The sequence below is a fragment of the Pollutimonas subterranea genome (assembly GCF_002849655.1).
Lineage (GTDB): Bacteria > Pseudomonadota > Gammaproteobacteria > Burkholderiales > Burkholderiaceae_B > Pollutimonas > Pollutimonas subterranea.
Genome location: NZ_PDNW01000009.1, coordinates 107,819 through 133,564, shown reverse-complemented (window position 1 = coordinate 133,564; position 25,746 = coordinate 107,819). Strand labels below are relative to the sequence as shown.

Genomic DNA, 25,746 nt, shown 5'->3' with positions numbered 1-25,746 from the left:
ATATGTCTAAACTGTACATATCCGCGCCAGAATAACCAGGGTATGTTACGCATTCAAGGTTCTCGATTTCCCTGTCAGGGATTACCACGTAAGATGGCATGCTCTTGGAAATCACGGAAGAATCACGGATGGTCGACACCACATCGCAGCAGTCGAAAACGGCACACGGCAGTTTTTTTCTCGTAGCGTGCGCCGGGTTTGCAAGCATGGTCGGCATGCGGATTTGCGATGCGCTGCTTCCTGATCTGGCCGAATCATTCCAGGTATCGACCGGTGTCGCCGCAGGGTCGATATCGCTTTTCGTCATCGCCTATGGCGTGCTTCAACTGGTGTACGGGCCGTTGGGTGACCGCTACGGCAAACAACGCGTCATCAGTTTTGCCGTAGCCGCCTCTGCGCTTCTGAACCTGGCCCTGGTTTTCGCTCCTTCCATGTCGGCAATTATTATTTTGCGCGGTATGGCCGGGGCGGCGACGGCCGGTATCATCCCGCTGAGCATGGCATACATCGGTGATTCGGTTCCCTACGCGGAACGGCAAGGCGTCCTGGCCAAGTTTATGTCAGCAACCATTCTGGGCATGATCTGCGGGCAATGGGCGGGAGGCATATTCGCGGACATGCTGAACTGGCAAGCCGCTTTCGGCGTGCTGGCCCTGCTTTTTGGTGCCGTCGCGTTCATGCTTTTGCGCTCTCTTCCGCCTAAAGAACCCGTCAATCCAAACAGGCAAAGCTTTCTCAGGCAAATGGGGAATGTACTTGGGATTCCGTGGGCGCGCCGCATATTGCTGATCGCGCTGATCGAGGGTGGTTTCGTATTCAGCGCCCTGGTTTTCATACCGATCTATCTACATGAGCGCTTCGCGCTGCCAATGACGGCTGCCGGGGCCATCGTTGCCCTGTACGGCGTCGGCGGCCTGGTCTACACCTTCTTTGCACGCCGGTTATTGGGGCGTTTTGGTGAACGAGGACTGGCGTTGAATGGCGGCTTGCTGATGGGTACCGGCTTTGCCATGCTGGCTTTCGGCCCCCACTGGGCATGGGCCATACCATCGTGCTTGATATCCGGGCTGGGCTTTTATATGATGCACAACACCTTGCAGGCCAACGCTACGCAAATGGCGCCGGCGACGCGCGGAACCGCTGTGTCCCTGTTTGCCTGCAGCCTGTTCCTGGGGCAATCGCTGGGCATCGGCGCCATTTCAGTATTGATTGACGAGTACGGCGTTGGCGCCGCATTCATTGCCAGCATGACGGCCCTGCCCTTACTGGGCTTTTGGTTTGCAAACAGTATTTCACGCCGGCCCGTGCCGGTGTAGTGACTGCTAGCGGCGCGGTCTAGCGGCCGCCCGAACGCTTTACCACCCAGCGTTCGGCAAGTTTTTGCTCCAGCAGGTCGCGATGGTCGCCTTGTATCTCGATGACACCCTCTTTCGCCGTGCCACCTGAACCGCAAGCCGTCTTAAGCTGCTTGGCCAGCACGGCCAAGTCAAGCGCGCCCAGGGGAACGCCTTTGATCACGGTCACCCCTTTGCCCCGCCGCCCTTTCGTCTCCAGTGAAATGCGCACGATTCCGTCGGAGGTCGGGACAGCGTCCTGCGTTCGACAGGAGCACTGCGCCACGGGCCTGGAACATTCCGGACACATCCGGCCTGACTCGGTGGAATAGACAAGGGTACTGGTTTGCCGTGGACTCAATTAAGCGCTTCCCTGGCCGCCTCTTCGGGCGTCAAGCCGTTATAGAACATATCCGTGAACCACTCTGCCTGTTCTTCGATATGTTCCTGTGCCTGCCGCAAGGTGGCGCCGGCGGCAACCAGATGCCCTTCCACTTCAATGCACCACTCGATCAGTGCAATCTCGTCGGGATCAGGCGCGCCCTTCTTTTTCGTCATACTCATTCCTTTTCTGTGGCGCCATGCCGCAACAGCGGGAGCGCCCTGCACATAATGCAGCGCGATGGCGAAACCGGCATAGTACAGAATACACCCTCAGTTTCGCTAGCGCGACGTGGCCACGTGGCGCGCGCCAACAACACATGTGGCGGCTACGGCCATGACGACAACCATCGACCACTTGAACGGTTCATCCAGCAGAGTCACGGCAAGCAGAAGCCCGAAGAACGGCTGTAGCAGCTGCAATTGCCCGACCGCAGCGATTCCGCCCATGGACAAGCCCCTGTACCAGAACATGAAACCAATCAACATGCTGAAGAGCGATACATAAGCCAGACCTATCCATGCCGGCATTTGCACCGCAGCGAGCGATACCGGCCAACTATTCATGACTGCCAGCAGCGTAAGGGGCAGGGGCAATACCAGCGCCCAGCATATGACCTGCCATCCCCCCATCCGCCGTGACAACATTGCACCTTCGGCATAGCCCAGGCCGCAGACCAGTATGGCTCCGATCATCAACAGCGAGCCGACAACGGAGCCTGTTCCTGCATCGTCGAATGCAAACACAGCCACGACAAGACTACCCAGGCCGGCGAACAACCAGAATATAGGTCGCGGGCGCTCTTTCCCGCGCAGCACGCCGAATATGCCGGTCGCCAAAGGAAGCAAGCCGATGAACACCATGGATTGGGCCGCCGTAATATGCTGCAGCGCCAGGGCGGTCAGCAAGGGAAAGCCTGCCACGACGCCCGCGGCCACGACCCCGAGCGAAAGCAAGTCGGACCTGGCCGGCCGCTTTTGCCGCAGCACCATGAGTAGCGCCAATGCCAGCAGTCCCGCAATAGAGGCCCGGGCGAGAGTCAGGAAAAAAGGATCGAACCCGGCGACCGCCACGCGGGTGGCCGGCAGCGAGCCGCTGAATATCAACATTCCGATAAAGCCGCTGATCCAACCGTGTGTCACTTTCGTCATTACATCTCTCCGAGGAAGAGACAGTGTCGTCGCAATTCTTCCACTTCGCCAGAGACAATTCAGTACAATATTCCTAAACTGTATTGGTCAAAAAGGCGGTACACATGGATACCATTTCGAATGCCCGCCCAGGCGGCACACGCATTGCGCACGTCATGGACACCATACGCCAGCGCATCGCCGCACGCCAGCTCCTGCCCGGTGCACGGCTGCCATCAATACGCGGCTTCGCCGCCGCAATCCATGTATCCAAGTCGACGGTGGTCGACGCCTATGACCGCCTCGCGGCGGAAGGCGTCATCCGTTCACGACCCGGGGCCGGGTTCTATGTAGCCGGCCATATTGCACCCCTGTCCCTGGCTGAAATCGGCCCTCGGCTCGAACGCAATGTGGATCCTCTCTGGGTATCGCGCCAGTCGCTTGAGGCGGGCGAGAATATCCTGAAGCCCGGCTGCGGCTGGCTGCCCTCCTCCTGGCTGCCGCAAGATGCCTTGCGTCGCGCCCTGCGGACGTCCGCAAGGGCCGACGACGCAACGCTTGCCGGGTATGCGTCACCGCTGGGCTCGATCGCATTGCGCCAGCTGCTGGCCCGGCGGATCGCGGAGCGCGGAGTCGAAGCCGCCCCTGACCAAATATTGCTTACCGACTCCGGCACGCATGCCATCGACCTGCTGTGCCGGTTTCTTATCGAGCCCGGCGATGCGGTCCTCGTCGATGACCCGTGCTATTTCAATTTCCAGGCTCTGCTGCGCGCGCACCGAGCCAAGATCGTCAGTGTTCCTTACACGCCCAGCGGTCCCGATGTCGACCTGTTTGCCAAGGCGCTGGCAGAACACCGTCCGCGTCTCTACATTACCAACTCGGGCGTGCACAATCCCACGGGCGCCACCTTGACCCCGGTCGTTGCACATCGATTACTCAAGCTCATCGAAGCTCATGACCTGCATGTCATCGAGGACGACATATTCGCCGACTTCGAACACGAACCCGCCGCCCGCCTTGCAAGCTTCGACGGCTTGAACCGCGTGGTGCAGATAGGCAGCTTTTCCAAGACCCTGTCAGCCTCGATCCGTTGCGGCTATATCGTCGCGCGGCCGGATTGGATAGAACAACTCGTGGACTTGCGCATCGCCACGGCATTCGCCGGTTCTCGCGTGTCCCAGGAAGTCGTTCTTACGACCCTGAAGGATGGCAGCTATCGCAGGCATATCGACACGCTGCGCCTACGGCTGGCGAGCGCCTTGCGGGAAACGGCAGACCGGCTTGCCGCAACAGGCGTCACTCCCTGGCTGATACCCCGGGCGGGCATGTTCCTGTGGTGCCGGCTGCCCGCGGGACTGGACGCCACTGAACTGGCCAGCCAGGCATTGCTGCAGGGCATCGTTCTTGCACCCGGCAATGTATTCAGCCCATCGCAGTCGGCCAGTGGGCTCATGCGATTCAATGTGTCGCAAATGAGCGACCCGCGCATCGTCCGGATGCTGGCTGCCGCTACCCGCAGCGTGAGGTAGGTATACGGGCAAACCCTGTCAAATGCTACAATGCGGACCCCTTTTGCGCAGTTTTCTCGCCCCCCTCAATGATTATCCTCAAGAACGTGACCTTGCGTCGCGGCAGTAAAGTATTGCTCGACAAGACATCCGTCACGCTCAATCCCGGTGAAAAAGTAGGTCTCGTCGGACGCAATGGCGCCGGCAAGTCTTCCTTGTTCGCGGTGCTCAACGGCACCCTCCACGAAGATGGCGGCGAGTTTTCCATTCCAGCGCAATGGCGTATGTCGCAAGTCGCCCAGGACATGCCCGAAACCGAGCAAAGCGCCACCGACTTCGTGGTCGAAGGCGACACCCTGTTGCTGGCGGCCCAGACCGAAGTGACCGACTCGGAAGCCAGCGACGACGGGATGCGCATGGCGCACGCCTACATGGCGCTGCACGATGCCGGCGCGCATGATGCACCGGCCCGCGCGCAAGCGCTGATCCTGGGCCTGGGCTTTAGCGTGGCCGAGCTGGACCGGCCGGTGAACAGCTTTTCAGGCGGGTGGCGCATGCGCTTGCAGCTGGCGCGCGCACTGATGTGCCCGTCGGATCTGCTCTTGCTCGATGAGCCGACCAATCACCTGGATCTGGACGCCCTGGTGTGGCTCGAAGCCTGGCTCAAGAATTATGCAGGCACCATGGTGGTCATCAGTCACGATCGCGAATTCCTGGACGCCGTGACCAACGTAACGCTGCACATTGATCATAGCAAGCTGGTTCGCTACGGCGGCAACTACAGCAAATTCGAAGATATGCGCGCCGAGCAGATGCTGCTGCAACAAGCAGCGCACGCCAAGCAACAAGAAAAAGTCGCGCATCTGCAGAAGTTCATCGACCGCTTCAAGGCAAAAGCCAGCAAGGCCAAGCAGGCACAAAGCCGCGTCAAGGCCCTGGAACGCATGGAAAAGATCGCCCCCATGCTGGCCGACGCAGACTTCCAGTTCGAGTTCAAAGAGCCGCTCAACCTGCCCAACCCCATGCTGTCAATGTCCGCCGCCAGCTTTGGTTATCCGGCACCCCACGACGCGGCGCCGGGCACGCCCCCTACGGTTATTGTGCAAAACATCAACCGTTCGGTATTGGCGGGCCAACGCATCGGCATCCTGGGTGCCAACGGCCAGGGCAAGTCAACCCTGGTGAAGACCATTGCCGGCGCGCTGCAAGCCACCGCAGGCGAAATCATCACCGGCAAGGGCTTGAATATTGGCTACTTCTCGCAACAGGAACTCGATGTCTTGCGCCCGGCGGACAACCCGCTGGAGCACATGATACGGCTGGTGCGCGATACACCCGCCAGTGTGCGTCCCAGCGCGATGGATTGCCGCGAGCAAGGCCTGCGCAATTTCCTGGGCACCTTCAATTTCAATGGCGACATGGTCAAGCAAAGCGTGGGCAGCATGAGCGGTGGCGAAAAGGCCCGGCTGGTGTTGTGCATGATCGTATGGCAACGCCCGAATTTGCTGTTGCTGGATGAGCCTACCAATCACTTGGACCTCGCTACCCGCGAAGCGCTGAGCGTTGCCTTGAATGAATTCGAGGGTTCAGTCATGCTGGTAAGCCATGACCGGGCACTGTTGCGTTCAGTTTGCGATGAATTCTGGCTGGTATCGCGCGGTGGCATGAAAGACTTCGACGGTGACCTGGATGACTACCAGGTCTACCTGCTGGAAGAAGCCAAGCGACAGCGGGAGATCGCGTCGTCGCGCAACGCCGCATGACGATCGCGCTGCCCGCCTGACCCGTAACTCGGGCCTGCAGCGCTTGTCCCGATCAGTTTTTTGGCCGACGTGGGTGCTCCAAGAAGAACCGGACCATCTCCTGGGTGGCATCTGGCCCGCGCTCGTCAGTGTATGAGCCCCGGCGGCTGCCGCCGGACCACGCATGCGGGGCACCATGCACCAGCCAATACTCCGCCATAGCCCGCCCGTCCGCGGCACGATGCACATGACGCGTGTAGGCACGCTGCTCACCGCCGCCTAGGCGCTCATCCTTCATGGTCGAGCCGGTTCCAACCGCGGCGTTGATGACCTGTTGGCCATTGCCATGATGCACCGTAGCGTCGGCATCGCCATGAAACACGATAGTCGGCACCCCGCTGGCCGCACCGTGCGACACCATGCCGCCCCCTTTCATTGCCGCCAAGGCAGACGGCAAGTCGGCTGCGGCACCTGAGGCCAGCCCGGAGTGCACCCCGACGGCGGCGTACAGATCCGGATACGCCTCGCCCATGATGGCGGCCATCGCCCCACCCGCGGACAATCCGGCTATGTAGACCCGTTCAGGGTCGATGGCGTACTTGGCCATGATCTGGCGCGTCATTCCCGCAAGCATGGCGGGTTCGCCGCGACCGCGGACCTGGTGATTATGTTTGAACCAGTTCCAGCATCGTTGGGGGTTGGCTCGCTGCGACTGAGCCGGGTACAGCACGAAAAAGTCGTGCGCCAGCCCGGCATCGTTCATCTGGGTGCCTGCGGCAAAGTCGTCTGGGTCTTGCGTACAGCCATGAAGCATGACGACCAGGGGCAAGGGACCGGTTCCCGCAGCGGGCGGGATGTAAAGCTTGTAGTCGCGACGCGTACTGCCGTCGGCATAATGCCCAGCCGTGAAGCCGGTGTCGGCCGCTGGCCGTGTCTGCTGCGGAACGGATTGGGGCGCATCGCGCTTACCCGATTCATGTTTAGCCGTGTCGGCAATTTCGTGCATTTCAACGTCGATGATCTCGCCCGCCTCGGCGGCATATTGCCCACCGTTTTGTGTGGGCTCGGACCCTGTTCCGGCCCTGGTTCCGGCTTCGACCCCGGCTCCGCGCATTGAATGGCGGCCATGGCTCCCTGCAAATCGCCGGAACGGGTCATTTGGGTGGCTTCCATCATCAAGCGATTCAAGTCCAGTGTGGGCATAGTGTTCTCAATTAGTAATTTCAATGGATCCGGCTGGCCAAGGCCGCCTTCACCGCCGGACTGGCGTGCAGCGCACCCAGGACGGTAAGGGATTCGATGGTGGCAAGCGCAAGCTCGGGGCTTACGTCCGCCGCAATGGTGGCCAGGCCAAGCACGCGGATTTGGAGAGTCTGCCCGGCCTCCTGCACAGCGCGCAGGTCGGCGGCACTGTAGTGCTGGATGCCGAGCACCAGCGTCTTGCGCGATACGACTTGGCGCACAACATCGGCGTGCGCAGCAAGCTGGTTGCGTATGGCCGTGCGAATCATGTCGGTGCGATTGGCATAAAAACCTTCCTGCACCAGCAATTCAATTTGCCCGAGGTCAACGCAACCCAGATTGATGGTTATTTTTTCGTCGACGGGCTTGGGTGGTTTGGATGAGCTTGGATTAGACATGTCACCATCCTACCACCATCCAGCTGGATGGTAAAGCGCAATTTTTTAGTGATGAACGAAAACCTGCACTACCATGGGCCGAGGAACATTCTGCAAAGGAAACAAAATGGCTTCCCAGCCCGAAAATGCCAGCATGGCCTTGTTCTGCGATTTCGAGAATGTCGCCCTTGGCGTGCGCGATGCCCGCTACCAGGAATTCGATATCAAGCTGGTGCTCGAACGCCTGCTCTTGAAAGGCAGCATCGTAGTGAAGAAAGCGTATTGCGACTGGGATCGCTACAAGAACTTCAAGGCGACGATGCACGAAGCCAATTTCGAATTGATCGAGATCCCGCACGTACGCCAGTCCGGTAAAAACTCGGCCGATATCCGCCTGGTTGTGGATGCGCTCGATCTTTGCTACACCAAGGGCCATGTCAATACCTTCGTCATCATCAGTGGCGATTCCGACTTCTCGCCCTTGGTTTCGAAGCTGCGCGAAAATGCCAAGCAGGTAATAGGCGTAGGCGTGAAGCAATCAACGTCCGACCTGCTCATCGCCAATTGCGATGAGTTCATCTTCTACGATGACCTGGTTCGCGCGACCCAGCGTAGTGCCGGCAAGCCCGACCTTAAAGACCCTCTGACCGACAACACCGCGCAGCCTGCCGGCGGTGAAAAACGCGGCTCCGTCGAAGTCCAGACATTGAAAGCTGAAGCGATCAAAATCGTGGTCGACACCTTCGACGCCCTGCTGTCCGAACGCGGCGAAGGCGGGAAAATATGGGCTTCCACACTCAAACAGGCCATCAAGCGCCGCAAGCCCGACTTCAATGAAACCTATTACGGTTTTCGAACGTTCGGCAACTTGCTGGAAGAGGCACAGGCCAACAACTTATTCGATATAGGTCGGGACGAAAAATCCGGCATTTACGTCCATAGCACTCAAGCCGGCGAAAAGAAGCCCAAAGCAGTAGCACGAGTACGTCGGACCCGTAAGACCGCGGATCAGCAAAATAGCGACACCCGCGATGCGCTTCCCGCAGCTACTATTGCTCGTGCCAAGGCGGTGCGCAAGCAAGTCAGCCGGACGCGCCGCAAGCCCACGCCAACATGACACCGACTGGAGCTAATCGTGAATCGCAGAACCTTGCTACGCCTTGCCGCCCTGGGAACTTTTTCTGCCGCGGCCCTTCCCCCTGCCCTGGCAACGTCATCGGACGACCCCGGACTGGAACAAGCATTGAAGGAATTTGGTTCACTGTCTCCGGGCAACAGCTCGGCCAGCATTGTGATCGACGATGGCCGGACTACGATAAGGCATGGAGTCAACGCCAATCTTCCCCTTTTTGTAGGTAGCGCAATCAAGACGTTCATTCTTGCGCAGTACCTGAAGGAAGTCGAGGCGGGACGCCTCTCCGAAGACGCCCAGCTTGAGGTCGGCCCCGACGTCTGGTCGCCAAGCAGTCCCGTGCTCATCAATCTGCAAGGCACGACCACCGCCCGCAGTGTGCTCGAGGCCATGATCACGCACAGCGACAACACGGCCACGGACATTGCCATCAACGCAATCGGACCAGACAAAGTACGTGCCTTGATCAAGACGGCCGGGCTCCATCAGACACGGATACCCGACTCAACACGCATTCTGTTCTCATACCTGGCCGGAGCCCCGGAAGGCAGCGACATAGGCTGGGCGGGTATCGAGAAAATGATGGTGGGCAAGCTGCCGGGTCGGCCCCGTGCCGCAATCAATGACCACCAGACCATGGTCAGTACGGCAGCCGAAATGACAGACTGGTACCGACACGTCCTGGCCGGCAACTACTTCGAAAAGCCCGAAACCCTGGCCGAATTCAAGCGCATATCCGCGATGGCAGGCGCCATTCCGCAAACCGTGCCGCCCGACGTCATGGGCTATGGAAAAGGCGGCAGCATCGATTGGGACGGCTTCCATTGTTTCAGCCTGGCCGGCCAGATGGTGTTGCCGGCACAGCGCGTCAACTTCTGCTTCACTATCAACTGGAACGGCGACGAAGCCAGCATTCCAACAACGTTCAGCACCTATATTCAACAGTGTCGGCAAATGCTGCGCATGGTCGCTGCCAAGCAACTTCCCACGAAGGTAAATTGAATGTTCTTCACCCTGCTGCTGGCCACGTTCCTGATTGCGGCAATCGTGTCGCTGATTGTCGTGCGGATTTTCGACAAGCCCCTGAGCCGCATCCTGGACCGAATCATCCAGGACGACATTGCGTCGGCATGGCGCCGCTACATTACGTTCGCCGCATTCGTCGTGGGGATTTCAGGGGGAGTACGCATCTACGAACTGGAGCGCTATATCGACCCGCCGCAGAAAGACCTTGCACCGCTTACCTTGACGAGCGAGCGCCTGGTGCTGGAGATTTATCGGACGATAATCGAATGCCTGCAAAGCATCGCGTGGATGTATCTGGTGGTCTTCGTGTTCGCGCTGGTTGCCTACGTCATCGTAAAAATAAGTGAGACCAAACACCAGCGCGCCAGTCGGGCGGACTGACCGATTCAACCGACCGAAACCATCCGTATCTCAACGACCTCGATGAGAACTGCCGCCACGGCCATGACGATGGCCGTGATCGCCCCGGCGACCGCCACCATGCCAGCCATCGCCGCCCCGGCGTCCCCCGCCATGCCAGTCACGATGACCGCGATGCGGGTGGCGGCCACTGTACGAGCGAAAGCCAAAGTTCAAAAATACCGGAGGGCCTGCATACCAAGGGTCGACGTAGACCGGCGCAGGCGGAGAGACATAAACAGGACCGGGCGCGGAGTAGTAAACCGCGCCGTCAGGATTATAGTGAGCCCGAGTCGTGCCGTAGATGGCACAACCGCTCAGCAGGGACACCAGCACCGATGCCAGGACGACCCGGCGCACTACGTAGTTCGCAATATTCATAGTGCAAATTTAGACTGCATAGACCCGTAAAGGTTCGATTGCAGTCCGCCACGTAGGCATCAAGGTGATCAGGCATATTGAAATGCCGGGCAGCATCTTTCAACAACTTGGAGATACGTTCGTGCAAGACCAGGCTCCTACGCAAAAAAGCGGAATAACTGGGTAAAAGAATGATAAAACAGTGACATTCTTCCCTGTTCGGCCGGTTACATCCATAAGCCCGATGCCCCTCAGCCGATCGGTTAACCGGGAAAACCCGCAGCTGCTATCCCGATTCCGGCCTCCTTTTTAACCCGTCCACATTGCCGTTTGATGACCGTCAGCCCATCGCCGGACGCGCTAAACCCAAATGCCCACGCAAGGTTGCGGTTTCATAGTCGCGGCGAAACAAACCTCGCCGCTGCAATACCGGCACAACATGATTCACGAAATCGTCAATCCCCCCAGGCAGGGATGGCGGCATCAGATTGAACCCGTCGGCGCCTTCGTTGCGCCACCACCGTTCCATTTCGTCCGCAATGGCTTCCGGTGTACCGACCATGGTGCAGTGCCCTCCACCGGCGGCCAGCCTTCCCAGCAGCTGCCGCAGGGTAGGTTTCTCAGTGTCGATGATACGCAAAACAGTCGCGTAACGGCCCTTAGGACCCTGGAAGTCTTCCAGGGGCATCAACGCAGGTACCGGCGCGTCCAGATCCCAATGCGTGCAGTCCCGACCGATATACATGCCCAACTGTCGCAAGGCATCGGGCGCCGGCAACAACTCGTCGAGTTCGCGCTGCTTGGCCAGGGCCTCTGCCTGGGTAGAGCCGACATAGGTGACCAGGCCAGGCATGATGGGAACCGGATCCTGGCGACCGGCTGCCCGCACCCGCGCCTTGATGTCGCGATAGTATTCCTGGGCCGCGGCCAGGTCGTAAGCCACGGCGTAGATGGCCTCGGCGCACCGCGCGGCAAGGTCCCTGCCCTGCTCCGATGCCCCAGCCTGGAACAGAACGGGATGACCCTGAGGCGGACGCGGCACGGTCAAAGGGCCGTCGACACGAAAGTGTTCGCCCTTGTGATGGACGGCGCGCACCTTGTCGCTGCGAGCATATGCTCCCTTCCTGTCCAGCGCAAGCGCGTCATCAGCCCAGGAATCCCATAGACGCAGGACAGCATCGACGAACTCTTCTGCGCGGGCATAACGCCAGGCGTGATCCGGCATTGCATCGAAACCATGGTTGCGCGCTTCGGCGTCGAACATGGACGTAACGACGTTCCACCCCATGCGACCGCGCGAGATGTGGTCCAGCGAAGCCACCAGCCGGGCTGCATGGAACGGCGTATAGAACGTGCTGGAAACCGTACTGATCAAACCGATGCGCTCAGTGGCGCGGCTCATGGCGGCCAAGGTGGTGAGCGGCTCCAGATACCAACGCGGACCGTCGGCCACATTGTCTGCCGATTGCCCGTCGGCAAAGAACACGGCATCCAGTTTGCCCCGTTCCGCCGTCTGCGCCAACTCTTCGAAATAAGCAATATCACCCAGGCGTTCAACGGACGACCCGGGATGGCGCCATGCCGCGCGATGGTGCCCGCATCCGAAGATGAACAGGTTTATATGCATGAGTTTGCTGTGATCGTTCATCAGTTTTTCACCAATCCGCCGTCGACAACCAGGTTCTGCCCCGTTACCGACCGCGACCATGGCGATGCAAAAAACAACACCGCATCGGCGAACTCCTCGGGGGTCGTCACGCGGCGCAGCGGCGTGCTGGCGGCGATCAGGTTGAAAACATCTTCCGGCGTGGCGGAAGAGGCATCCGTCGTTCGCAGCAGACCGCCGGAGACCATATTGACCGTAATGCCCTTGGGCCCGAGGTCATGGGACAGCGTACGGGTCAGCGACAACAGTGCTGCCTTGGCCGCCGTGTAGTCGTGATACGGCACGACGGGATTCTGGAACAGATTGGTGCCGATGTTGATGATACGGCCGAAGCCCATTGCCTCCATCCCCGGAAGCGTGGCTTGCGTGGTATTCAGAGCGCCCTGGACTATCCCCTGGAATTGCTGATGCAGGTGGTCCCACGTCAAGGTGTCGGCGTGCGGGCGCAGATCGCCATTAAAAGAGAATGCCGGCAAGGCATTGTTCACCACGGTGGTGATAGCCATGCCAAAATGTTCTTGTGCCTGTTCAACCATGGAACGAACAGCACGTGCATCGCTGACGTCGGCGCGCACCGCCATTGCCCGCCCTGCGGCCGTATCGGCTAGAGCCTGGGCGCGTTCGGCGCTGTTCAAAAAATTTACGACCACACGGGCGCCTTCGCGCAAAAGCGCGCTCACCACGTGTTCACCCAGGCCGCGCCCACCGCCCGTGACAAGAACCAATTGTTGGTTAATCGGGACCGCTGATGTGATGTTTTGCATGGCGTGCCTTGGAAAAAGACGAAGGTATGCTCATGCACGCGGCGCCCTGCGCCGAAAGGCTGACATCCCTTCGCCAGGATGAACTGGATCAGGTTCGACGGGTGTTATCTCAGCCTCGGCCATCAATGACGTGGAGGCACCCCGTGTCGTTATCGGAAACCATAGCACAATCGCCGGAATTCGGCTTTGCGGTGCACACTTCCCGCACGCAACATGATTGACAATGCCATGCGGCTGACCTAAGCTTTGCGCCTGTTCCTGGGGGAGCCTTAACGGGCTGAGATTCCGCATTTCTTGCGGTAACCCTTTGAACCTGATCCGGGTAATGCCGGCGAAGGGAAGGAAATTCATTATTTCGCATTGTCTTTCCCCCTTCAATCACATTTCGGACCAGCCTTGACACGCTGGCTGCATGGTTTGCACAAGCCCCGGCACACCGGGCTACTGGGAAATGGACATGTTTGCGAGTACATCAACGATTTTGTGGCTGCTGCTTTTTGCGGGCGTCTTTGCGCTCGCCGGAGTGGCCTACGCCCGACATGACCGAGGAAGCCTCGAAGACTATATTGTGGCGCGCAATAGTCAATCGTCTGTGGCGACCATCACGACCCTGTTGGCTTCCACCCTTGGCGCCTGGATATTATTCGCGCCGGCACAAGCCGCCACGTGGGGCGGGCTCTCGGCCGTCATCGGCTATGCATTGGGCGCGATGTCGCCACGATTGCTGATGATACCGCTGGGCCAGCGCATGCGGGAGTTGATTCCGCAAGGACACACCCTTACCGAATTCGTGATCGTGCGCTACGGCAAGCCCATGTATGGATTGATACTGCTGATCATGCTGTTCTACATGTTTATTGCGCTGACGGCTGAAATTACCGCCATTTCCAAACTGGTGGCACTGCTGGCTCCGGTACCGCTATGGGTCACGGCGGCGATCGTCATGGGCGCCACACTGCTCTACACCTCATACGGTGGCATTCGCGCTTCCATCTTTACCGACAAAGTTCAAATGCTGGTGATCGTGCCCTTGCTTGTACTGCTGATCGTACTGGGCTGGAGAGCTGCGGGCGGCGCCACACCGGTTATGGAAGGATTGCGCGCTCATGCGCCGCAACTGTTGAGCCTGACGGATCCGGTGGGCATCAAGGCCGGCCTGACATTTTTCGTCGCCATCCTCTTGACCGGCCTCTTTCATCAAGGCAACTGGCAGCGCGTCTACGCGGCGCGCGACAGCCGCAGCATGCGCAATGGCTTTCTATTGGGCGGCCTGCTTGCCGCACCCGTCATTTTCATCATGGGGATGTTCGGGCTCGCCTTCGTCGGGCTTGGTCACAGCAGCGATAGCTCAGTGGCATTGTTCACCGTATTGATGCCCGGCGTGCCGGACTGGTTTGCCATTGCACTGATACCGCTAGGCCTGGCGCTGGTGATGAGCACGGCCGATACCGTCATCAGCGCCGTTTCCAGCATTATTGCCGTGGACATGCGCCGCTTGCTGCCCAAGGCCGACAAGGCCACACTCATGGGAATGTCGCGCTGGCTGGTTTTCCTGCTTGCCATACCGGTACTACTCGCGGCAGCTCAAGGCTATAGCGTGCTGTACCTGTTCCTGCTTGCGGATTTGCTGTGTTCGGCAGCCGCCTTCCCCGTTTTCTTCGGCTTGTTCAACCGCCGCTATCACGGGACTACAGCATTCGTCAGTACCCTTTGCGGACTGATCGCCGGTCTACTGGTCTTTCCCGGTCCGGGTGCGAAACCGGTCTATTTGCTGGAGTCGTTTCTGCTTGCGGCTATCGTGCCCGTCATTGTTTCAGCGGTAATGCTGCACTTCACCCGCCTGCGCCCGCATTTCGATTTCGCGCACCTGAACGCCTCCATTCGCAGCTTGGACGATTAAGGCAGCTTAATCGTCCTGCAACCGATCGAGCGCCGCTTCACCCGCCCGCAGCGCTTCATCCTCGGTCGCGTAGGTCTGCGTTGAACGTTCGATTTGAGGCATCGTCGCAACAGTCGAATCGATAAACGTAATAACCCACTCGAATCCGCCATCGGCGGATTTTTCAGTATTCAGCGCTGCTTTAAAAGGTCGAACCATGGAATTACCTCCGTAACAGTGAAATAGGGCCGGCTAAGTGCGGGTGCTGCGGCACCGCAGGCATCGTATCGTTTAAACCGCATGCGGCCATCGTGGACAGCATGCGCCGTGCCTATCGCATAATGCTTCGCAGTAGCCTGACAGCCCCACACCGATACCACTGCTATCATCGAATCCTTAATCGAACCGTTCCGGGGAAAAGATGAAAGCCTTCTGTTTCGATGTATTTGGCACTGTCGTTGACTGGCGCGCAGGCATAGCGCGTGAAGCCGCGGATTTCTTTTCGGAATACGACCTCACCGGCATTGATCCCTACGAATTCGCCGACTCCTGGCGGAATTTATACCAGCCGGCGATGGAGGCGTGTCGTAGCGGCAAGCGGCCTTTCACCCGTCTTGATATTCTGCATCGCGAGAATCTCGGGATCGTGCTGGGCAACTATGGCGTCAATACCGCCGGACTGAGCCCGGATGCACTGGAACGACTCAATTCGGCATGGCATCGGCTGGACCCCTGGCCCGATGTCGTCGGTGGCCTTACGCGGCTGAAGCAACATTCCATCATTGCGCCCGCTTCGAATGGCAATATTGCCTTGATGGTCAATATGGCCAAGCGTGCCCATATCCCATGGGATGCCATTCTTGGCGCTGAAGTGACCCAGGCCTATAAGCCTTCGCCGCCCGCGTATACGCGCATGGTCGAGATACTCGGCTTGTCACCCAAGGAAGTTTGTATGGTTGCGGCGCACAATAACGATTTGCATGCCGCTCGCCTATGTGGCCTGAGTACCGCATTCGTCCCAAGAAAAACGGAACATGGTACCAACCAGATCACGGACCTTGAACCGAGCGAAAACTGGGACATTGTCGCTCGCGACTTCAATCACCTTGCGGATCTTGTTGTAAAGAATTGACCCCATATGCCGCGCAGGCAATAATGCGGATCGTTCTCAATAACAATCAAACAACTACCATGCACAAACGTTTCCCTTTGCACGCGGCTATCCTTGCCGCCTTCGCGAGCGCGTCCGCGCACGCGCAATCCGCGGCGCCGGAAGGGTCTGTGGAAACATTGGCGCCGGTAACGGTACAGTCCAGTGCCGACGCGTCGGCAGAGGGCCTGCTGCCCGTGTATGCGGGCGGGCAAGTCGCCCGGGGAGGCCGCATGGGCTTGCTGGGTAACCTGGACACCATGGACACGCCGTTCAATAGCACTGAGTACACCAGCCAGTTGATCAAGGACCAGCAGGCGGCCAGCGTGGCCGACATCCTGGAGAATGATCCCGGCGTGCGAATTGCGCGCGGCTTCGGCAATTACCAGCAGTTGTACATGGTGCGCGGCTTTCCGTTGTATTCAGACGACATTACCTATAACGGCTTGTATGGCCTCCTGCCGCGCCAGTATCTTGCCAGCGAATTCATCGAGCGCCTGGAAGTGTTCAAGGGCGCCAATGCTTTCCTCAATGGCGCGGCCCCCGGAGGCTCGGGCGTCGGCGGCGCGATTAACGTGGTTCCAAAACGCGCGCCCAACACGCCATTGTCGGAGGTCACACTGGGCTGGGAAAGTGGCAATCAGGGCTATGCGGCGGTCGATCTGGCGCGCCGCTTCGGGCCGGACGAGAACACCGGAATACGCTTGAACGCTGTACGTCGTGACGGCGGCACAGCCGTCGACGATGAAAAACGCAAGCTCAGTGCCTTTGGCATTGGTCTTGATTGGCGTGGCGAACGAGCCCGCTTGTCTGCCGACCTGGGTTGGCAGGAGCACAAATTGAGCCGCAGCCAACCGAGCGTCAATATCGCGGCGGGACTGCCCATACCATCTGCGCCGGATGCTCGGAACAGCTTCGCGCCTCCCGATACTTTTTCAAATGAGCGCGACTTGTTCGGCACGGTCCGCGGCGAATTCGACATTACCGACCAGGTCATGGCGTGGGCAGCCGTTGGAGGCCGCAGTAGTGACGAATCATCATCTTTGGCCACCCCCACCGTCAACAACCTGGCTGGCGATACGAGCGTCAGCAGCTCGGCGTTCTCACGTAAGGACATCATAAAGACGGGCGAAATCGGGATACGGGCAAAGTTCAATACAGGCAGCATCGGGCACACCATCAATGCTTCCGCCAACTATTTCCGTTTCGACAGCCGGCAGGCCTACGCTTTTTACGAGCCTATATCGTCCAACCTGTACAACCCGGTAAACAGGCCGCACTCCGATGCCATTTCTTTCTCCGGCGGCACACTGGGTGATCCGCTGCTCAGCCAAAGCACGCGTACGACCAGCTTCGCCATTGCCGATACGCTGTCATTTGCCGAGGACAGCGTCTTGCTTACCGTTGGCCTGCGCCACCAGAAAATCGATAACCGTGCATATAGCTTCGACACCGGAGAGCTCCAGCCTCCGGTCAACAGCACCAGCCGCATCACACCCGTTGCCGGCATTGTTGTGAAGGCGTCCGACGAAATATCCCTGTATGCCAACTACATTGAAGGGTTGACGCAAGTTGGCGCCGCTCCTGCGTCTTACGGCTTTCCGGCCAGCCCAGTGGTGAATGCAGGCGAAGTTTTCGACCCCTTCCAATCCAAGCAGAAAGAAATCGGCATCAAATTCGACGGCGGTAAAGTCGGTGGAAGCCTTGCGCTTTTCACGACCGATCAGCCCGCCCCATTTGTCGACCTGACTACGGGCATTTACGGAAGCAACGGCAAACAGCGTAATCGCGGTGCTGAACTGACGGTATTTGGCGAACCCACGCGTGGTTTACGCTTGCTGGGCGGCGTGACGCTGCTTAATGCCAAGCAGCTCAGTACACAAGGCGGCCTCACGGACGGCAATCGTGCCATAGGCGTGCCTCGTACTCTATTCAATGCCGGTGTGGAATGGGATGTACCCGCTGTGGCAGGCCTGACACTCACGGGCCGCGCTGTACATACGTCTTCCCAGTATGCTGACGCCGCCAACACGCAAACCCTGCCCGCCTGGACCCGCTTCGATATAGGCGCCCGGTATGTCACCGAAATCGAAGGTCGCATGGTAACCCTGCGGGCCAGCGTGGATAACGTAGCGGACAAGGATTACTGGGCTTCCGCTGGCGGCTATCCCGGAGCCAGCTATCTGGTACTGGGCGCGCCTCGCACGTTCATGCTGTCCGCCTCCGTCGAGTTTTAAACAGGTACCAGAGTGAGAGCTATTGCAACACTGCTGCACCGATGGGCCGGCCTTGCCATTGCGCTGTTCCTGATTGTTGCCGGATTGACCGGCGCCATCACTTCCTGGGACCATGAGCTCGACGAATGGCTTAACGCCGACATCATGGAAACGCCCGGCCGCGGGCCGCTGCAAGACCCGATCGCCCTCGCGGCCGTAGTCGAAGCCGCCGACCCGCGGGTCGAGGTCAGCTATATTTCGCTGGGCCTGGAAGAAGGGCATGCCGCTTCCTTCCTGGTGCGGCCGCTGACCGATCCCGCAACGAGGCGCCCTTACGTTCTCGACTACAACAACGTGTTCGTCGATCCGGTAACGGCGCAGATCACTGGCCACCGCGATTCCCTGGCGATTTCTCTATCGCGCCGCAGTCTCATGCCATTTCTGCGGCATCTGCACTACAGCCTGCACATTCCCGCATTCTGGGGCACAGATCGCTGGGGCTATTGGCTGATGGGCGGCGTCGCCCTGCTATGGCTGGTTGATAGCTTCATTGCCCTGTACCTGACCACGCCGCGCCGATTGCGTCAGGCAAAGGACGTTCCGTTACGGCATCGCAAACCGGGAAACTGGTGGCTGCGCTGGAAACCATCATGGCTGCTTCGCTGGAAGGCCGGCGGCTACAAGCTTAATTTTGACCTGCACCGCGCCGGCGGACTTTGGATCTGGGGCATCATCCTGGTCGTCGCCTTCACCTCGTTCTCGCTCAATCTATATCGCGAAATCTTCTATCCCGTCATGTCCCTGGTTTCGCAAACCACACCAGGGCCTTACGAGACGCAAACTCCCGCGCCCTACGGAACTTATATCGAACCCAAGCTCAGTTTCGAGGACGCCGTGCGCGTCGCGGAAACAGAAGCCCAACGCCGCGGCTTCGAAACATCCGCTGGCGGCATCTACTATGGTGGGGACTATCCCTTCTACAACGTCTCATTCTTCGATCCAGAGAATGAAATGGGCGCCATGGGAATGGGCCTGTCCAATCTTTATATCGACGCGAACGACGGCTCTGTGCTGGGCGAACATCGCCCCTGGAAAGGCACCGCGGCCGACGTCTTCGTGCAGTTACAGCTTCCCTTGCATTCAGGCCGCATCCTGGGTATGCCCGGGCGCATCATGATGTCGCTGATGGGTGTACTGGTCGCCATGTTGTCGGTGACCGGAATCGTAATTTGGGAACGCAAGCGCCGCTCCCGTCGACTGCGTGGGCACACGCCTGCATCATGAAACCCGAAGACCTTGAACTGCTCGTCAGTCGCACAATGCCTTACGGAAAGTACAAGGGCAGGATCATCGCAGACCTGCCCGGAAACTATCTGAATTGGTTCGCACGGGAAGGATTCCCGTCCGGTGAAATCGGCCGGTTATTGATGCTGATGCAGGAAATCGATCACAATGGGCTGGGCAAATTGCTGGATCCGTTGCGCAAGCGCGGAGATTCCAGCAAACACTGATTGCCGTACGGCTCTTGTGTTGCTTGGCGCCCACTGAACCATTCTAGGGTTCGTACCACACTACCACGCTGCCCTTTACAAACACAGGTGACGGCAGTGGCCCTGGCCGGGCATCCACTGCGGTGTGCACCAGGTACATGGACTTGTCAGCATCGAGGCCGTCAAACTCATGTGTACTGACGCTGGCGCCGGTCAAGTTGACACAGCGCTCGCTGCCGTTCCAGCACAAGCGGGTCTGTATCCGCGCATTCCCGTGGTAAGAACGCGTTGCCTGGACGCGGGTGATTCGCGATGCCGGTGTCAGGGTTGCAGAAGCTTTCGGCGTGTACCGCGCAGCGACGGCCACGTTCTTATAGTTGATGGCCGGACTGACCGCATCTTGCGTCCATGCGCGATCACCCGCGTGCACCGGCCGCCAGCATAACAACATGGCGAGCCCACCAGCAGCGACTAGTCTTCGATATCCTGTTGACTGCACGTTTTACTCATTGAATTCGACAAAAAGGCCCGCAAGCCGAAAGCCTGCGGACCTCATAGTACACCTGCCGACAAGCGCTATTTCTTTCGGAAAAAACCGCTTAACAAAGCAAGCACGGCAAGCACGATGAAGATGAAAAACAGGATTTGTGCGATGGACGCAGCCCCGGCCGCGATACCGCCGAACCCCAGAACACCGGCAATGATGGCGATAATGAAAAAGACTACAGCATAGTAAAGCATATTATTTCCCCTTCTTCTTTTAGTCTTCCAGCGACATTCAGCACTTCGTTGTTCTCGTGGATAGTGGGCCCTTAACGATTATTGTCGAAGAACTCGTTGACTTCGCGCTCTGCCTCTTCGCGCGTGCGGCCGTATCGCTCCTGGATCAGGCCGGCCAGTTGTTCCGCGTTACCATTGACCCGGGTAAGTTCGTCGTCGGTCAGGTCGCCCCATGCCGCCTTTGCCTTGCCCGACAACTGCTTCCATTGGCCTTCGAGTGTATCTTTATTCATGGCTTACTCCCTTGATTGACAACACGGTTCGACGCTCAAGCAACGCGCCGACCAGAAGGCGTGAAAACATAATGAATGTGTTCACGCTTGGTACTAGCCTATCTGCTTGCGTTGATTCTGGTCAAGGCGCCAAAGCCGGGAATGTAAGTGGGAGATTACAGACGCTTGAGGTTTCCCCTCGCAGCCGAGACGCTGTTGAATGTCGTCTTTTTCCTTACGCAGCGGGGCCGGAGCCTGTCTTACCGTAGTGCTTCACAAGGCGATGGCTCCGGCCTGCAATCCCGGCGCCGGTAACAATCACTTAAGCTAAAGGCGTTCCGGTAACAAGCGCGCCTGGCTCGCAAACTGATAAACTGTATATATACCCAGTTCATCCGGCGCTTGTCTCTGCATTCCTACTTCCCATGTTTTCTACAAATACACTGGCGGATCCCTGGTACTATCTGGAAAATTTCGAGTTCGTCCTTCGATGGATCGAAAAACGCTACAGTGACCTGCTTCTTCCCGCAGAGCAGGACCAGATCTCACGTTATTTGCTGTTGCCGCGCGCCGCCCGCGGTCTGCTGGTGCGCATGGTCATGCGCAAAGGCAGCCTGTTCAGGGCGTCCAAGCTGAACTATGCCGAGATCGGCGACACGCTTCCGGCTGCGCAAGCCCTGGTCGACCAGGGATGGATAAACCAGGACCCGGCCCTTACGCTTGACGAACTGTTCGGGCTGCTCAGCAAGGCGGAGATCTCGACGATATTCCGGCCGCAACTGGTAGCGGGCAAGGCCACCACGGCCGTGAAAAGTGCACAACTGGCGTACCTGCGCACGAGCTTTCCAGATTCCCACCAACTTTCACAATGGATCAGCCTGGGCGCATCCGCGGGATGCCAGGCAGACGAACTGCTGCGCGAGGTGATATACCAGGAAAACATGAACGCGCTGGCAGATCGCTTTCGGCTGATGTTTTTTGGAAATATGAGGCAGGACTGGAGCGAGTTCGTGCTGGCCGACCTGGGTCGCTATGTCTACGAGAAAGTGGATTTCTCCAGGACTTCACGCGCTTTCCAGTCGCGTGGAGACATTGACGCTTATTTGCAGCTGCACCACAGCAAAGAACGGTTCGCTGCCGGGGTTGCGGCGGATGACGCCGCCGTCATCGCCGAAATCACCGGGTCCATGGCGCTACGCCATGACAACGACTGGATCGAGACGAGACGCGGAAAACTGCTGTTTCACATCGGCCGCTACCATGAGCGCCTGGGCAACTGGGCCGACGCGCTAGGCTGCTATGCATCGTGCGCCTATCCGCTGGCGCGAGCGCGCCGCATACGTGTTCTTGAACGCGCGGGCCGCTACGACGAAGCACTGGACATCGGAAAGCTCGCCATACAAGCACCCGAAAGCGAAGCCGAGCAACAGCTTTTGGCACGCATGATGCCGCGCTTGCTGCGCCGTACAGGCAAGCCACCGCCGTGCCGCCCGCGCGCACGTCCCGCGCCGCACACCCGCCTGCTCCTGCCGGCACCTGACCCATGTGTTCGCGTGGAGCAGCAGATTCGCGATCATCTACGGACCCAGGAACCCGACACACTGGTTTTCTATGTCGAGAACACGCTCATCAATGCCTTGTTCGGGCTGTTGTGCTGGGAGGCGATTTTCGCGGCCATCCCCGGTGCCTTTTTTCATCCCTTCCAGCCAGGCCCGGCCGACCTGCTGCATGCCGATTTCCATCATCGTCGCGCGCCTCATTTCAACAGCAGCATGGCCCAGCTCGGCTCCGGCCAGTACAAAGACACCATTCTGCAGAATTTCGCTTGCAAAGCCGGCATACAGTCACCCTTTGTCGCCTGGGATGTCGTCACCACCGATGTCCTGAACCATGCCCTGGCCTGCATCCCAGCCGGACATCTGGACATTGCGTTCAAGCGGCTGATGCACGACGTGCGCAGCAATCGATCCGGCTTGCCGGACCTGATCCAGTTCTGGCCGGCGGAACAACGCTACCAGATGATAGAGGTCAAAGGGCCCGGCGACCGTCTTCAAGACAACCAGATACGCTGGCTGGATTATTTTCACAGTCACGATCTGCCGGTATCCGTGTGCTATGTGCAGCACGAGCCATGTGCCGTGCCATGAACTATACCGTTGCCGTACGGACCCTGTGCGAATTCACCGCCAAGCGCGGCGACCTCGACCTGCGTTTCACGCCTTCACCCACCGCGCAGGAGGGAATCGAAGGCCACGCGGTGGTACGCGCGGGGCGGGCACCGGGTTACCAGTCCGAAATAAGCCTTTCTGGCGAGTTTGCCAATTTACGCGTGCGCGGGCGCGCTGACGGCTATGACCCCGGCCTTAATCAGCTGGAGGAAATCAAGACATTCCGCGGCGACCTGGACGCCATGCCGTCTAACCATCGCGCCTTGCATTGGGCGCAGGCCAAGATCTACGGCCATCTGCTTTGTCAAAAGTACGGCCTCGACGATATCAAGGTGGCGCTGGTCTATTACGACATCATCCAGCGCAAGGAAACCACAATGGTGCAGGATTGCCCTGCGACCATGCTGGAAGATTACTTCCAGCAACAGTGCCGCCTGTTCATCGACTGGGCCCAACAGGAAATGAGCCATCGATCCAGCCGTGACCTGAAACTGGAAGCATTGCCGTTCCCGCATGCATCGTTTCGCCGCGGCCAGCGGCCGCTATCGGAAAGCGTTTACAAGGCGGCCAGGCAGAATCGATGCCTGATGGCCCAAGCTCCTACAGGCATCGGCAAGACCATCGGCACCCTGTTCCCCCTGCTCAAGGCCGCGCCCGGCGTGCAGCTGGACAAGATATTTTTCCTGACCGCCAAGACCTCGGGGCGACAGCTTGCCCTGGATGCCCTGGCCACGCTGGAGCAAAGCCCGTCAGCCGGCAGCTTGCGCGTCCTGGAATTGACCGCCAAGGAAAAGACCTGCGAGTATCCCGGGCAAGCCTGCCACGGTGAGGCCTGCCCTCTGGCCCAGGGCTTTTACGATCGCCTTCCGGCTGCCCGCCAGGCCGCCGTAACGGCCGGCGCGCTTCATAGAGGCAGGCTGCGCGAAATTGCCTTGCAACACCAGGTTTGCCCGTATTGGCTGGGACAAGACCTTGCCCGATGGAGCGATGTCATCGTCTGTGACTACAACTATTTTTTCGATGGCTCCGCGTTGCTGTACAGCCTGGCGACGAACAATCAATGGACGGTAGGCGTGCTTGTCGACGAGGCGCACAACCTGCTGGAACGCGCACGAAAAATGTACAGCAGCGAACTGAACGAATACGACCTCAAGACGCTGCGACAAACTGCGCCCCCTGCCCTGAAGAAAACATTGACCAGTCTTGCCCGATGCTGGCGTGATACCTGGCGGGACCAAACTGCCAGCTACCAGGCCTACGACGAGGTCCCGTTCAAGTTCCAGGCCGCACTGCTGCGGACCGGCAGCGCCATGGCCGAGTACCTGGCCGCCCATCCGCAAGACACCAACAGCGCGCTGCAGCGCTTTCACTTCGACATCCTGCATTTTTCGCGGCTTGCCGAAGTCTTTGGAAGCCATTCGCTCTTCGATATCACCCTGCGCGGTGGCGATATTTCGTCAGGCGCGGCCAGCTCGGTGATGTGCCTGCGCAATGTCGTGCCCGCGCCCTTCCTCGAGCCGCGCTTCGCCGCCAGCCGGGCCACGACGCTGTTTTCCGCGACCCTGAGCCCCTGGACGTTCTATCGAGATACTCTCGGCTTGCCCGACAACACCGCATGGGTGGACGTGGAATCGCCGTTCGAGGCCAGCCAGCTGCACGTACGCGTGGTCCCGCAAATATCTACACGCTATCAGCACCGCGCGCAGTCCCTGGTTCCAATCGCCGAGCTCATGGCCGCACAGTATCGCGACCAGCCCGGGAACTATCTGAGCTACTTCAGCAGCTTCGAATACCTTCAGCAAGTGCTCGGCGAATTCGCCCGGCGGTTTCCAGAAATACCCGTCTGGGAGCAGGCGCGCAGCATGAGCGAAGCGGCAAAAGGCGAATTCCTGGAACGCTTCAAGGTGGACGGCGCCGGTATCGGGTTCGCCGTGCTGGGTGGTGCATTCGCCGAAGGCATAGACTTGCCGGGCCGCCAGTTGATCGGGGCATTCGTGTCCACATTGGGGCTGGCGCAAACCAATCCCGTCAATGAAGGGCTACGCCGGCGTATGGCGGCGGCCTTCGGCCAGGACAAGGGCTATGACTACACCTACCTCTACCCTGGCATCCAGAAAGTCGTACAGGCGGCAGGCCGCGTAATCCGCAGCCATAGCGACCAGGGTGTGGTCTACCTGATCGATGATCGTTTCGCCCAGGCGCGCGTGCGCCGACTGCTGCCGGCATGGTGGCACGTGCAGTCGGTTTAAGACAGCTTTTTGCCCTTATTCGGAATGTGGTTCCCAGGGGTTTTTCGGCTTGGCCTTCCTATAATCCACGGCACCGGTTGATTCAACCCGGACCTACCAGGAGCTTACTGTGACCGATACCACCCTCCCCATCCTTGCACATAACGTTCATCCCTTCGACGCCCGTGGCGTCGCGAAGCGATTCCGTCACGCTGCCATTTTCGGCGCGCTTTCCGCTCTGCAACCCGGGGAAACCATGCGGTTCTGCAACGATCACGATCCCTTGCCGTTGCTAGCGCAGCTCCAGGGCCATTTTGGCGACCAGATCGAATTCGAGTACCTGTCACGCCAGCCGGGGGAGATCATCATCGACTTCCATATCGTCGCCTGATACCAGAGCGACGCGCCTAACCGCGTCGACTCCAGGCAATACAGAAACGCGCGCTTCCTTCACGGAGCGCGTTTTTTATCTGCGCTTAACTTGAATCAAGTATTCCACAATTCTAGCCGCATTCGGCTTGACCATACTATATATAGTATTTATTCTTCGCATAACCA

At 59.0% G+C, this 25,746-nt stretch carries 25 protein-coding genes, 1 pseudogene and 2 riboswitches; of the genes and pseudogenes, 14 read left to right on the top strand and 12 right to left on the bottom strand.

Features of this window, described 5'->3' with window-relative positions; genetic code table 11:
- Positions 1-98 precede the first annotated feature (98 nt).
- Positions 99-1,316: an MFS transporter gene (locus CR159_RS12180; protein ID WP_233208287.1), complete on the top strand. Its 1,218-nt coding sequence runs from the start codon at positions 99-101 to the stop codon at positions 1,314-1,316.
- A gap of 19 nt (positions 1,317-1,335) precedes the next feature.
- On the opposite strand, the gene CR159_RS12175 is transcribed toward CR159_RS12180, so the two are convergent.
- The 3 genes from CR159_RS12175 to CR159_RS12165 form a co-directional block, all read right to left on the bottom strand.
- Complete coding sequence (locus CR159_RS12175) at positions 1,336-1,695, bottom strand: translation initiation factor Sui1 (protein ID WP_102074219.1); 360 nt, start codon at positions 1,693-1,695, stop codon at positions 1,336-1,338.
- Complete coding sequence (locus tag CR159_RS12170) at positions 1,692-1,892, bottom strand: hypothetical protein (RefSeq protein WP_102074218.1); 201 nt, start codon at positions 1,890-1,892, stop codon at positions 1,692-1,694. Before CR159_RS12170 ends, CR159_RS12175 begins: the two co-directional genes overlap by 4 nt.
- Positions 1,893-1,997: 105 nt before the next feature.
- Positions 1,998-2,867 (bottom strand): DMT family transporter, encoded by an 870-nt coding sequence (locus tag CR159_RS12165; RefSeq protein ID WP_102074217.1) that lies wholly within the window; start codon positions 2,865-2,867, stop codon positions 1,998-2,000.
- A 104-nt stretch (positions 2,868-2,971) separates the two neighbouring features.
- Here CR159_RS12165 and CR159_RS12160 point away from each other — a divergent pair, with 104 nt between their 5' ends.
- Both CR159_RS12160 and CR159_RS12155 read left to right on the top strand, forming a co-directional pair.
- A complete protein-coding gene (locus tag CR159_RS12160) occupies positions 2,972-4,378 on the top strand; it encodes an aminotransferase-like domain-containing protein (protein WP_102074216.1) in 1,407 nt (468 codons plus the stop codon).
- 68 nt (positions 4,379-4,446) lie between these two features.
- Positions 4,447-6,120 carry an ABC-F family ATP-binding cassette domain-containing protein gene (locus CR159_RS12155; protein ID WP_102074215.1) on the top strand — a complete coding sequence of 558 codons (1,674 nt, stop codon included), beginning with the start codon at positions 4,447-4,449 and terminating at the stop codon, positions 6,118-6,120.
- Positions 6,121-6,172: 52 nt separating this feature from the next.
- Here CR159_RS12155 and CR159_RS12150 read toward each other — a convergent pair whose 3' ends face one another.
- Complete coding sequence (locus CR159_RS12150) at positions 6,173-7,213, bottom strand: extracellular catalytic domain type 1 short-chain-length polyhydroxyalkanoate depolymerase (RefSeq protein ID WP_102074214.1); 1,041 nt, start codon at positions 7,211-7,213, stop codon at positions 6,173-6,175.
- A 109-nt stretch (positions 7,214-7,322) separates the two neighbouring features.
- Positions 7,323-7,739, bottom strand: a complete 417-nt coding sequence (locus CR159_RS12145) for a ribbon-helix-helix domain-containing protein (protein WP_102074213.1) — start codon at positions 7,737-7,739, stop codon at positions 7,323-7,325.
- A 106-nt stretch (positions 7,740-7,845) separates the two neighbouring features.
- On the opposite strand from CR159_RS12145, the pseudogene CR159_RS12140 reads away from it, so the two are divergent.
- The 3 genes and pseudogenes from CR159_RS12140 to CR159_RS12130 all read left to right on the top strand — a co-directional run.
- Positions 7,846-8,656 (top strand): annotated as a pseudogene (locus CR159_RS12140) (NYN domain-containing protein); the annotation flags it as partial.
- A gap of 197 nt (positions 8,657-8,853) precedes the next feature.
- Positions 8,854-9,852: a serine hydrolase gene (locus CR159_RS12135; RefSeq protein ID WP_158238539.1), complete on the top strand. Its 999-nt coding sequence runs from the start codon at positions 8,854-8,856 to the stop codon at positions 9,850-9,852.
- Positions 9,853-10,257, top strand: a complete 405-nt coding sequence (locus CR159_RS12130) for a hypothetical protein (protein WP_102074210.1) — start codon at positions 9,853-9,855, stop codon at positions 10,255-10,257.
- A gap of 5 nt (positions 10,258-10,262) precedes the next feature.
- Here CR159_RS12130 and CR159_RS21585 read toward each other — a convergent pair whose 3' ends face one another.
- The 3 genes from CR159_RS21585 to CR159_RS12115 form a co-directional block, all read right to left on the bottom strand.
- Positions 10,263-10,445: a hypothetical protein gene (locus CR159_RS21585; protein ID WP_158238538.1), complete on the bottom strand. Its 183-nt coding sequence runs from the start codon at positions 10,443-10,445 to the stop codon at positions 10,263-10,265.
- A 530-nt stretch (positions 10,446-10,975) separates the two neighbouring features.
- Positions 10,976-12,283 (bottom strand): LLM class flavin-dependent oxidoreductase, encoded by a 1,308-nt coding sequence (locus tag CR159_RS12120; protein ID WP_102074208.1) that lies wholly within the window; start codon positions 12,281-12,283, stop codon positions 10,976-10,978.
- On the bottom strand, positions 12,283-13,065 hold the full coding sequence (locus tag CR159_RS12115; RefSeq protein ID WP_199173307.1) for a 3-oxoacyl-ACP reductase: 783 nt from the start codon (positions 13,063-13,065) through the stop codon (positions 12,283-12,285). Before CR159_RS12115 ends, CR159_RS12120 begins: the two co-directional genes overlap by 1 nt.
- 48 nt (positions 13,066-13,113) lie before the next feature.
- Positions 13,114-13,219: riboswitch (TPP riboswitch) on the bottom strand.
- Positions 13,220-13,315: 96 nt separating this feature from the next.
- A riboswitch (TPP riboswitch) is annotated at positions 13,316-13,422 on the top strand.
- A gap of 100 nt (positions 13,423-13,522) precedes the next feature.
- Between CR159_RS12115 and CR159_RS12110 the strand changes: the two genes are divergently transcribed.
- Complete coding sequence (locus tag CR159_RS12110) at positions 13,523-14,965, top strand: sodium:solute symporter family protein (RefSeq protein ID WP_102074207.1); 1,443 nt, start codon at positions 13,523-13,525, stop codon at positions 14,963-14,965.
- Between the two features lie 6 nt (positions 14,966-14,971).
- Here the strand turns inward: CR159_RS12110 and CR159_RS12105 are convergent, their stop codons facing one another.
- A complete protein-coding gene (locus CR159_RS12105; RefSeq protein ID WP_102074206.1) occupies positions 14,972-15,163 on the bottom strand; it encodes a hypothetical protein in 192 nt (63 codons plus the stop codon).
- 202 nt (positions 15,164-15,365) lie between these two features.
- On the opposite strand from CR159_RS12105, the gene CR159_RS12100 reads away from it, so the two are divergent.
- The 4 genes from CR159_RS12100 to CR159_RS12085 are packed head-to-tail and all read left to right on the top strand — an operon-like array spanning position 15,366 to position 19,821.
- Positions 15,366-16,076, top strand: coding sequence for a haloacid dehalogenase type II (locus CR159_RS12100; RefSeq protein ID WP_102074205.1), 711 nt, complete (start codon positions 15,366-15,368; stop codon positions 16,074-16,076).
- A gap of 59 nt (positions 16,077-16,135) precedes the next feature.
- Positions 16,136-18,331, top strand: coding sequence for a TonB-dependent receptor (locus tag CR159_RS12095; RefSeq protein WP_102074275.1), 2,196 nt, complete (start codon positions 16,136-16,138; stop codon positions 18,329-18,331).
- Between the two features lie 12 nt (positions 18,332-18,343).
- Entirely contained in the window at positions 18,344-19,594 is a 1,251-nt protein-coding gene (locus CR159_RS12090) for a PepSY-associated TM helix domain-containing protein (protein ID WP_102074204.1), read from the top strand.
- Positions 19,591-19,821: a DUF3820 family protein gene (locus tag CR159_RS12085; protein WP_102074203.1), complete on the top strand. Its 231-nt coding sequence runs from the start codon at positions 19,591-19,593 to the stop codon at positions 19,819-19,821. The genes CR159_RS12090 and CR159_RS12085 overlap by 4 nt, the downstream gene beginning before the upstream one ends.
- A 43-nt stretch (positions 19,822-19,864) precedes the next feature.
- Here CR159_RS12085 and CR159_RS12080 read toward each other — a convergent pair whose 3' ends face one another.
- The 3 genes from CR159_RS12080 to CR159_RS12070 form a co-directional block, all read right to left on the bottom strand.
- Complete coding sequence (locus CR159_RS12080) at positions 19,865-20,251, bottom strand: flagellar protein FlhE (protein WP_102074202.1); 387 nt, start codon at positions 20,249-20,251, stop codon at positions 19,865-19,867.
- 125 nt (positions 20,252-20,376) lie between these two features.
- Positions 20,377-20,541, bottom strand: a complete 165-nt coding sequence (locus CR159_RS12075; protein WP_102074201.1) for a DUF1328 domain-containing protein — start codon at positions 20,539-20,541, stop codon at positions 20,377-20,379.
- A gap of 71 nt (positions 20,542-20,612) precedes the next feature.
- The gene (locus CR159_RS12070) at positions 20,613-20,813 is read right to left on the bottom strand and encodes a CsbD family protein (protein ID WP_102074200.1); all 201 of its coding nucleotides are present in this window, start codon (positions 20,811-20,813) and stop codon (positions 20,613-20,615) included.
- A gap of 404 nt (positions 20,814-21,217) precedes the next feature.
- Here CR159_RS12070 and CR159_RS12065 point away from each other — a divergent pair, with 404 nt between their 5' ends.
- The 3 genes from CR159_RS12065 to CR159_RS12055 all read left to right on the top strand — a co-directional run bounded on the left by CR159_RS12065 (position 21,218) and on the right by CR159_RS12055 (position 25,579).
- On the top strand, positions 21,218-22,939 hold the full coding sequence (locus CR159_RS12065) for a VRR-NUC domain-containing protein (RefSeq protein WP_102074199.1): 1,722 nt from the start codon (positions 21,218-21,220) through the stop codon (positions 22,937-22,939).
- A complete protein-coding gene (locus CR159_RS12060) occupies positions 22,936-25,209 on the top strand; it encodes an ATP-dependent DNA helicase (protein WP_102074274.1) in 2,274 nt (757 codons plus the stop codon). The genes CR159_RS12065 and CR159_RS12060 overlap by 4 nt, the downstream gene beginning before the upstream one ends.
- Positions 25,210-25,318: 109 nt before the next feature.
- Entirely contained in the window at positions 25,319-25,579 is a 261-nt protein-coding gene (locus tag CR159_RS12055; RefSeq protein WP_102074198.1) for a DUF2249 domain-containing protein, read from the top strand.
- Positions 25,580-25,746: the final 167 nt, after the last annotated feature.

Excerpts from the sequence above, each read along its gene's own strand:
- CR159_RS12085 (WP_102074203.1), top strand. The coding sequence starts at position 19,591 with ATGAAACCCGAAGACCTTGAACTGCTCGTCAGTCGCACAATGCCTTAC.
- CR159_RS12075 (WP_102074201.1), bottom strand. The coding sequence starts at position 20,541 with ATGCTTTACTATGCTGTAGTCTTTTTCATTATCGCCATCATTGCCGGT.
- CR159_RS12105 (WP_102074206.1), bottom strand. The coding sequence starts at position 15,163 with ATGGTTCGACCTTTTAAAGCAGCGCTGAATACTGAAAAATCCGCCGAT.
- CR159_RS12080 (WP_102074202.1), bottom strand. The coding sequence starts at position 20,251 with ATGTTGTTATGCTGGCGGCCGGTGCACGCGGGTGATCGCGCATGGACG.
- CR159_RS12170 (WP_102074218.1), bottom strand. The coding sequence starts at position 1,892 with ATGACGAAAAAGAAGGGCGCGCCTGATCCCGACGAGATTGCACTGATC.
- CR159_RS12095 (WP_102074275.1), top strand. The coding sequence starts at position 16,136 with ATGCACAAACGTTTCCCTTTGCACGCGGCTATCCTTGCCGCCTTCGCG.
- CR159_RS12160 (WP_102074216.1), top strand. The coding sequence starts at position 2,972 with ATGGATACCATTTCGAATGCCCGCCCAGGCGGCACACGCATTGCGCAC.
- CR159_RS12070 (WP_102074200.1), bottom strand. The coding sequence starts at position 20,813 with ATGAATAAAGATACACTCGAAGGCCAATGGAAGCAGTTGTCGGGCAAG.
- CR159_RS12100 (WP_102074205.1), top strand. The coding sequence starts at position 15,366 with ATGAAAGCCTTCTGTTTCGATGTATTTGGCACTGTCGTTGACTGGCGC.
- CR159_RS12120 (WP_102074208.1), bottom strand. The coding sequence starts at position 12,283 with ATGAACGATCACAGCAAACTCATGCATATAAACCTGTTCATCTTCGGA.
- CR159_RS12155 (WP_102074215.1), top strand. The coding sequence starts at position 4,447 with ATGATTATCCTCAAGAACGTGACCTTGCGTCGCGGCAGTAAAGTATTG.
- CR159_RS12115 (WP_199173307.1), bottom strand. The coding sequence starts at position 13,065 with ATGCAAAACATCACATCAGCGGTCCCGATTAACCAACAATTGGTTCTT.
- CR159_RS12065 (WP_102074199.1), top strand. The coding sequence starts at position 21,218 with ATGTTTTCTACAAATACACTGGCGGATCCCTGGTACTATCTGGAAAAT.
- CR159_RS12145 (WP_102074213.1), bottom strand. The coding sequence starts at position 7,739 with ATGTCTAATCCAAGCTCATCCAAACCACCCAAGCCCGTCGACGAAAAA.
- CR159_RS12130 (WP_102074210.1), top strand. The coding sequence starts at position 9,853 with ATGTTCTTCACCCTGCTGCTGGCCACGTTCCTGATTGCGGCAATCGTG.
- CR159_RS12150 (WP_102074214.1), bottom strand. The coding sequence starts at position 7,213 with ATGCGCGGAGCCGGGGTCGAAGCCGGAACCAGGGCCGGAACAGGGTCC.
- CR159_RS12165 (WP_102074217.1), bottom strand. The coding sequence starts at position 2,867 with ATGACGAAAGTGACACACGGTTGGATCAGCGGCTTTATCGGAATGTTG.
- CR159_RS12110 (WP_102074207.1), top strand. The coding sequence starts at position 13,523 with ATGTTTGCGAGTACATCAACGATTTTGTGGCTGCTGCTTTTTGCGGGC.
- CR159_RS12180 (WP_233208287.1), top strand. The coding sequence starts at position 99 with ATGCTCTTGGAAATCACGGAAGAATCACGGATGGTCGACACCACATCG.
- CR159_RS12060 (WP_102074274.1), top strand. The coding sequence starts at position 22,936 with ATGAACTATACCGTTGCCGTACGGACCCTGTGCGAATTCACCGCCAAG.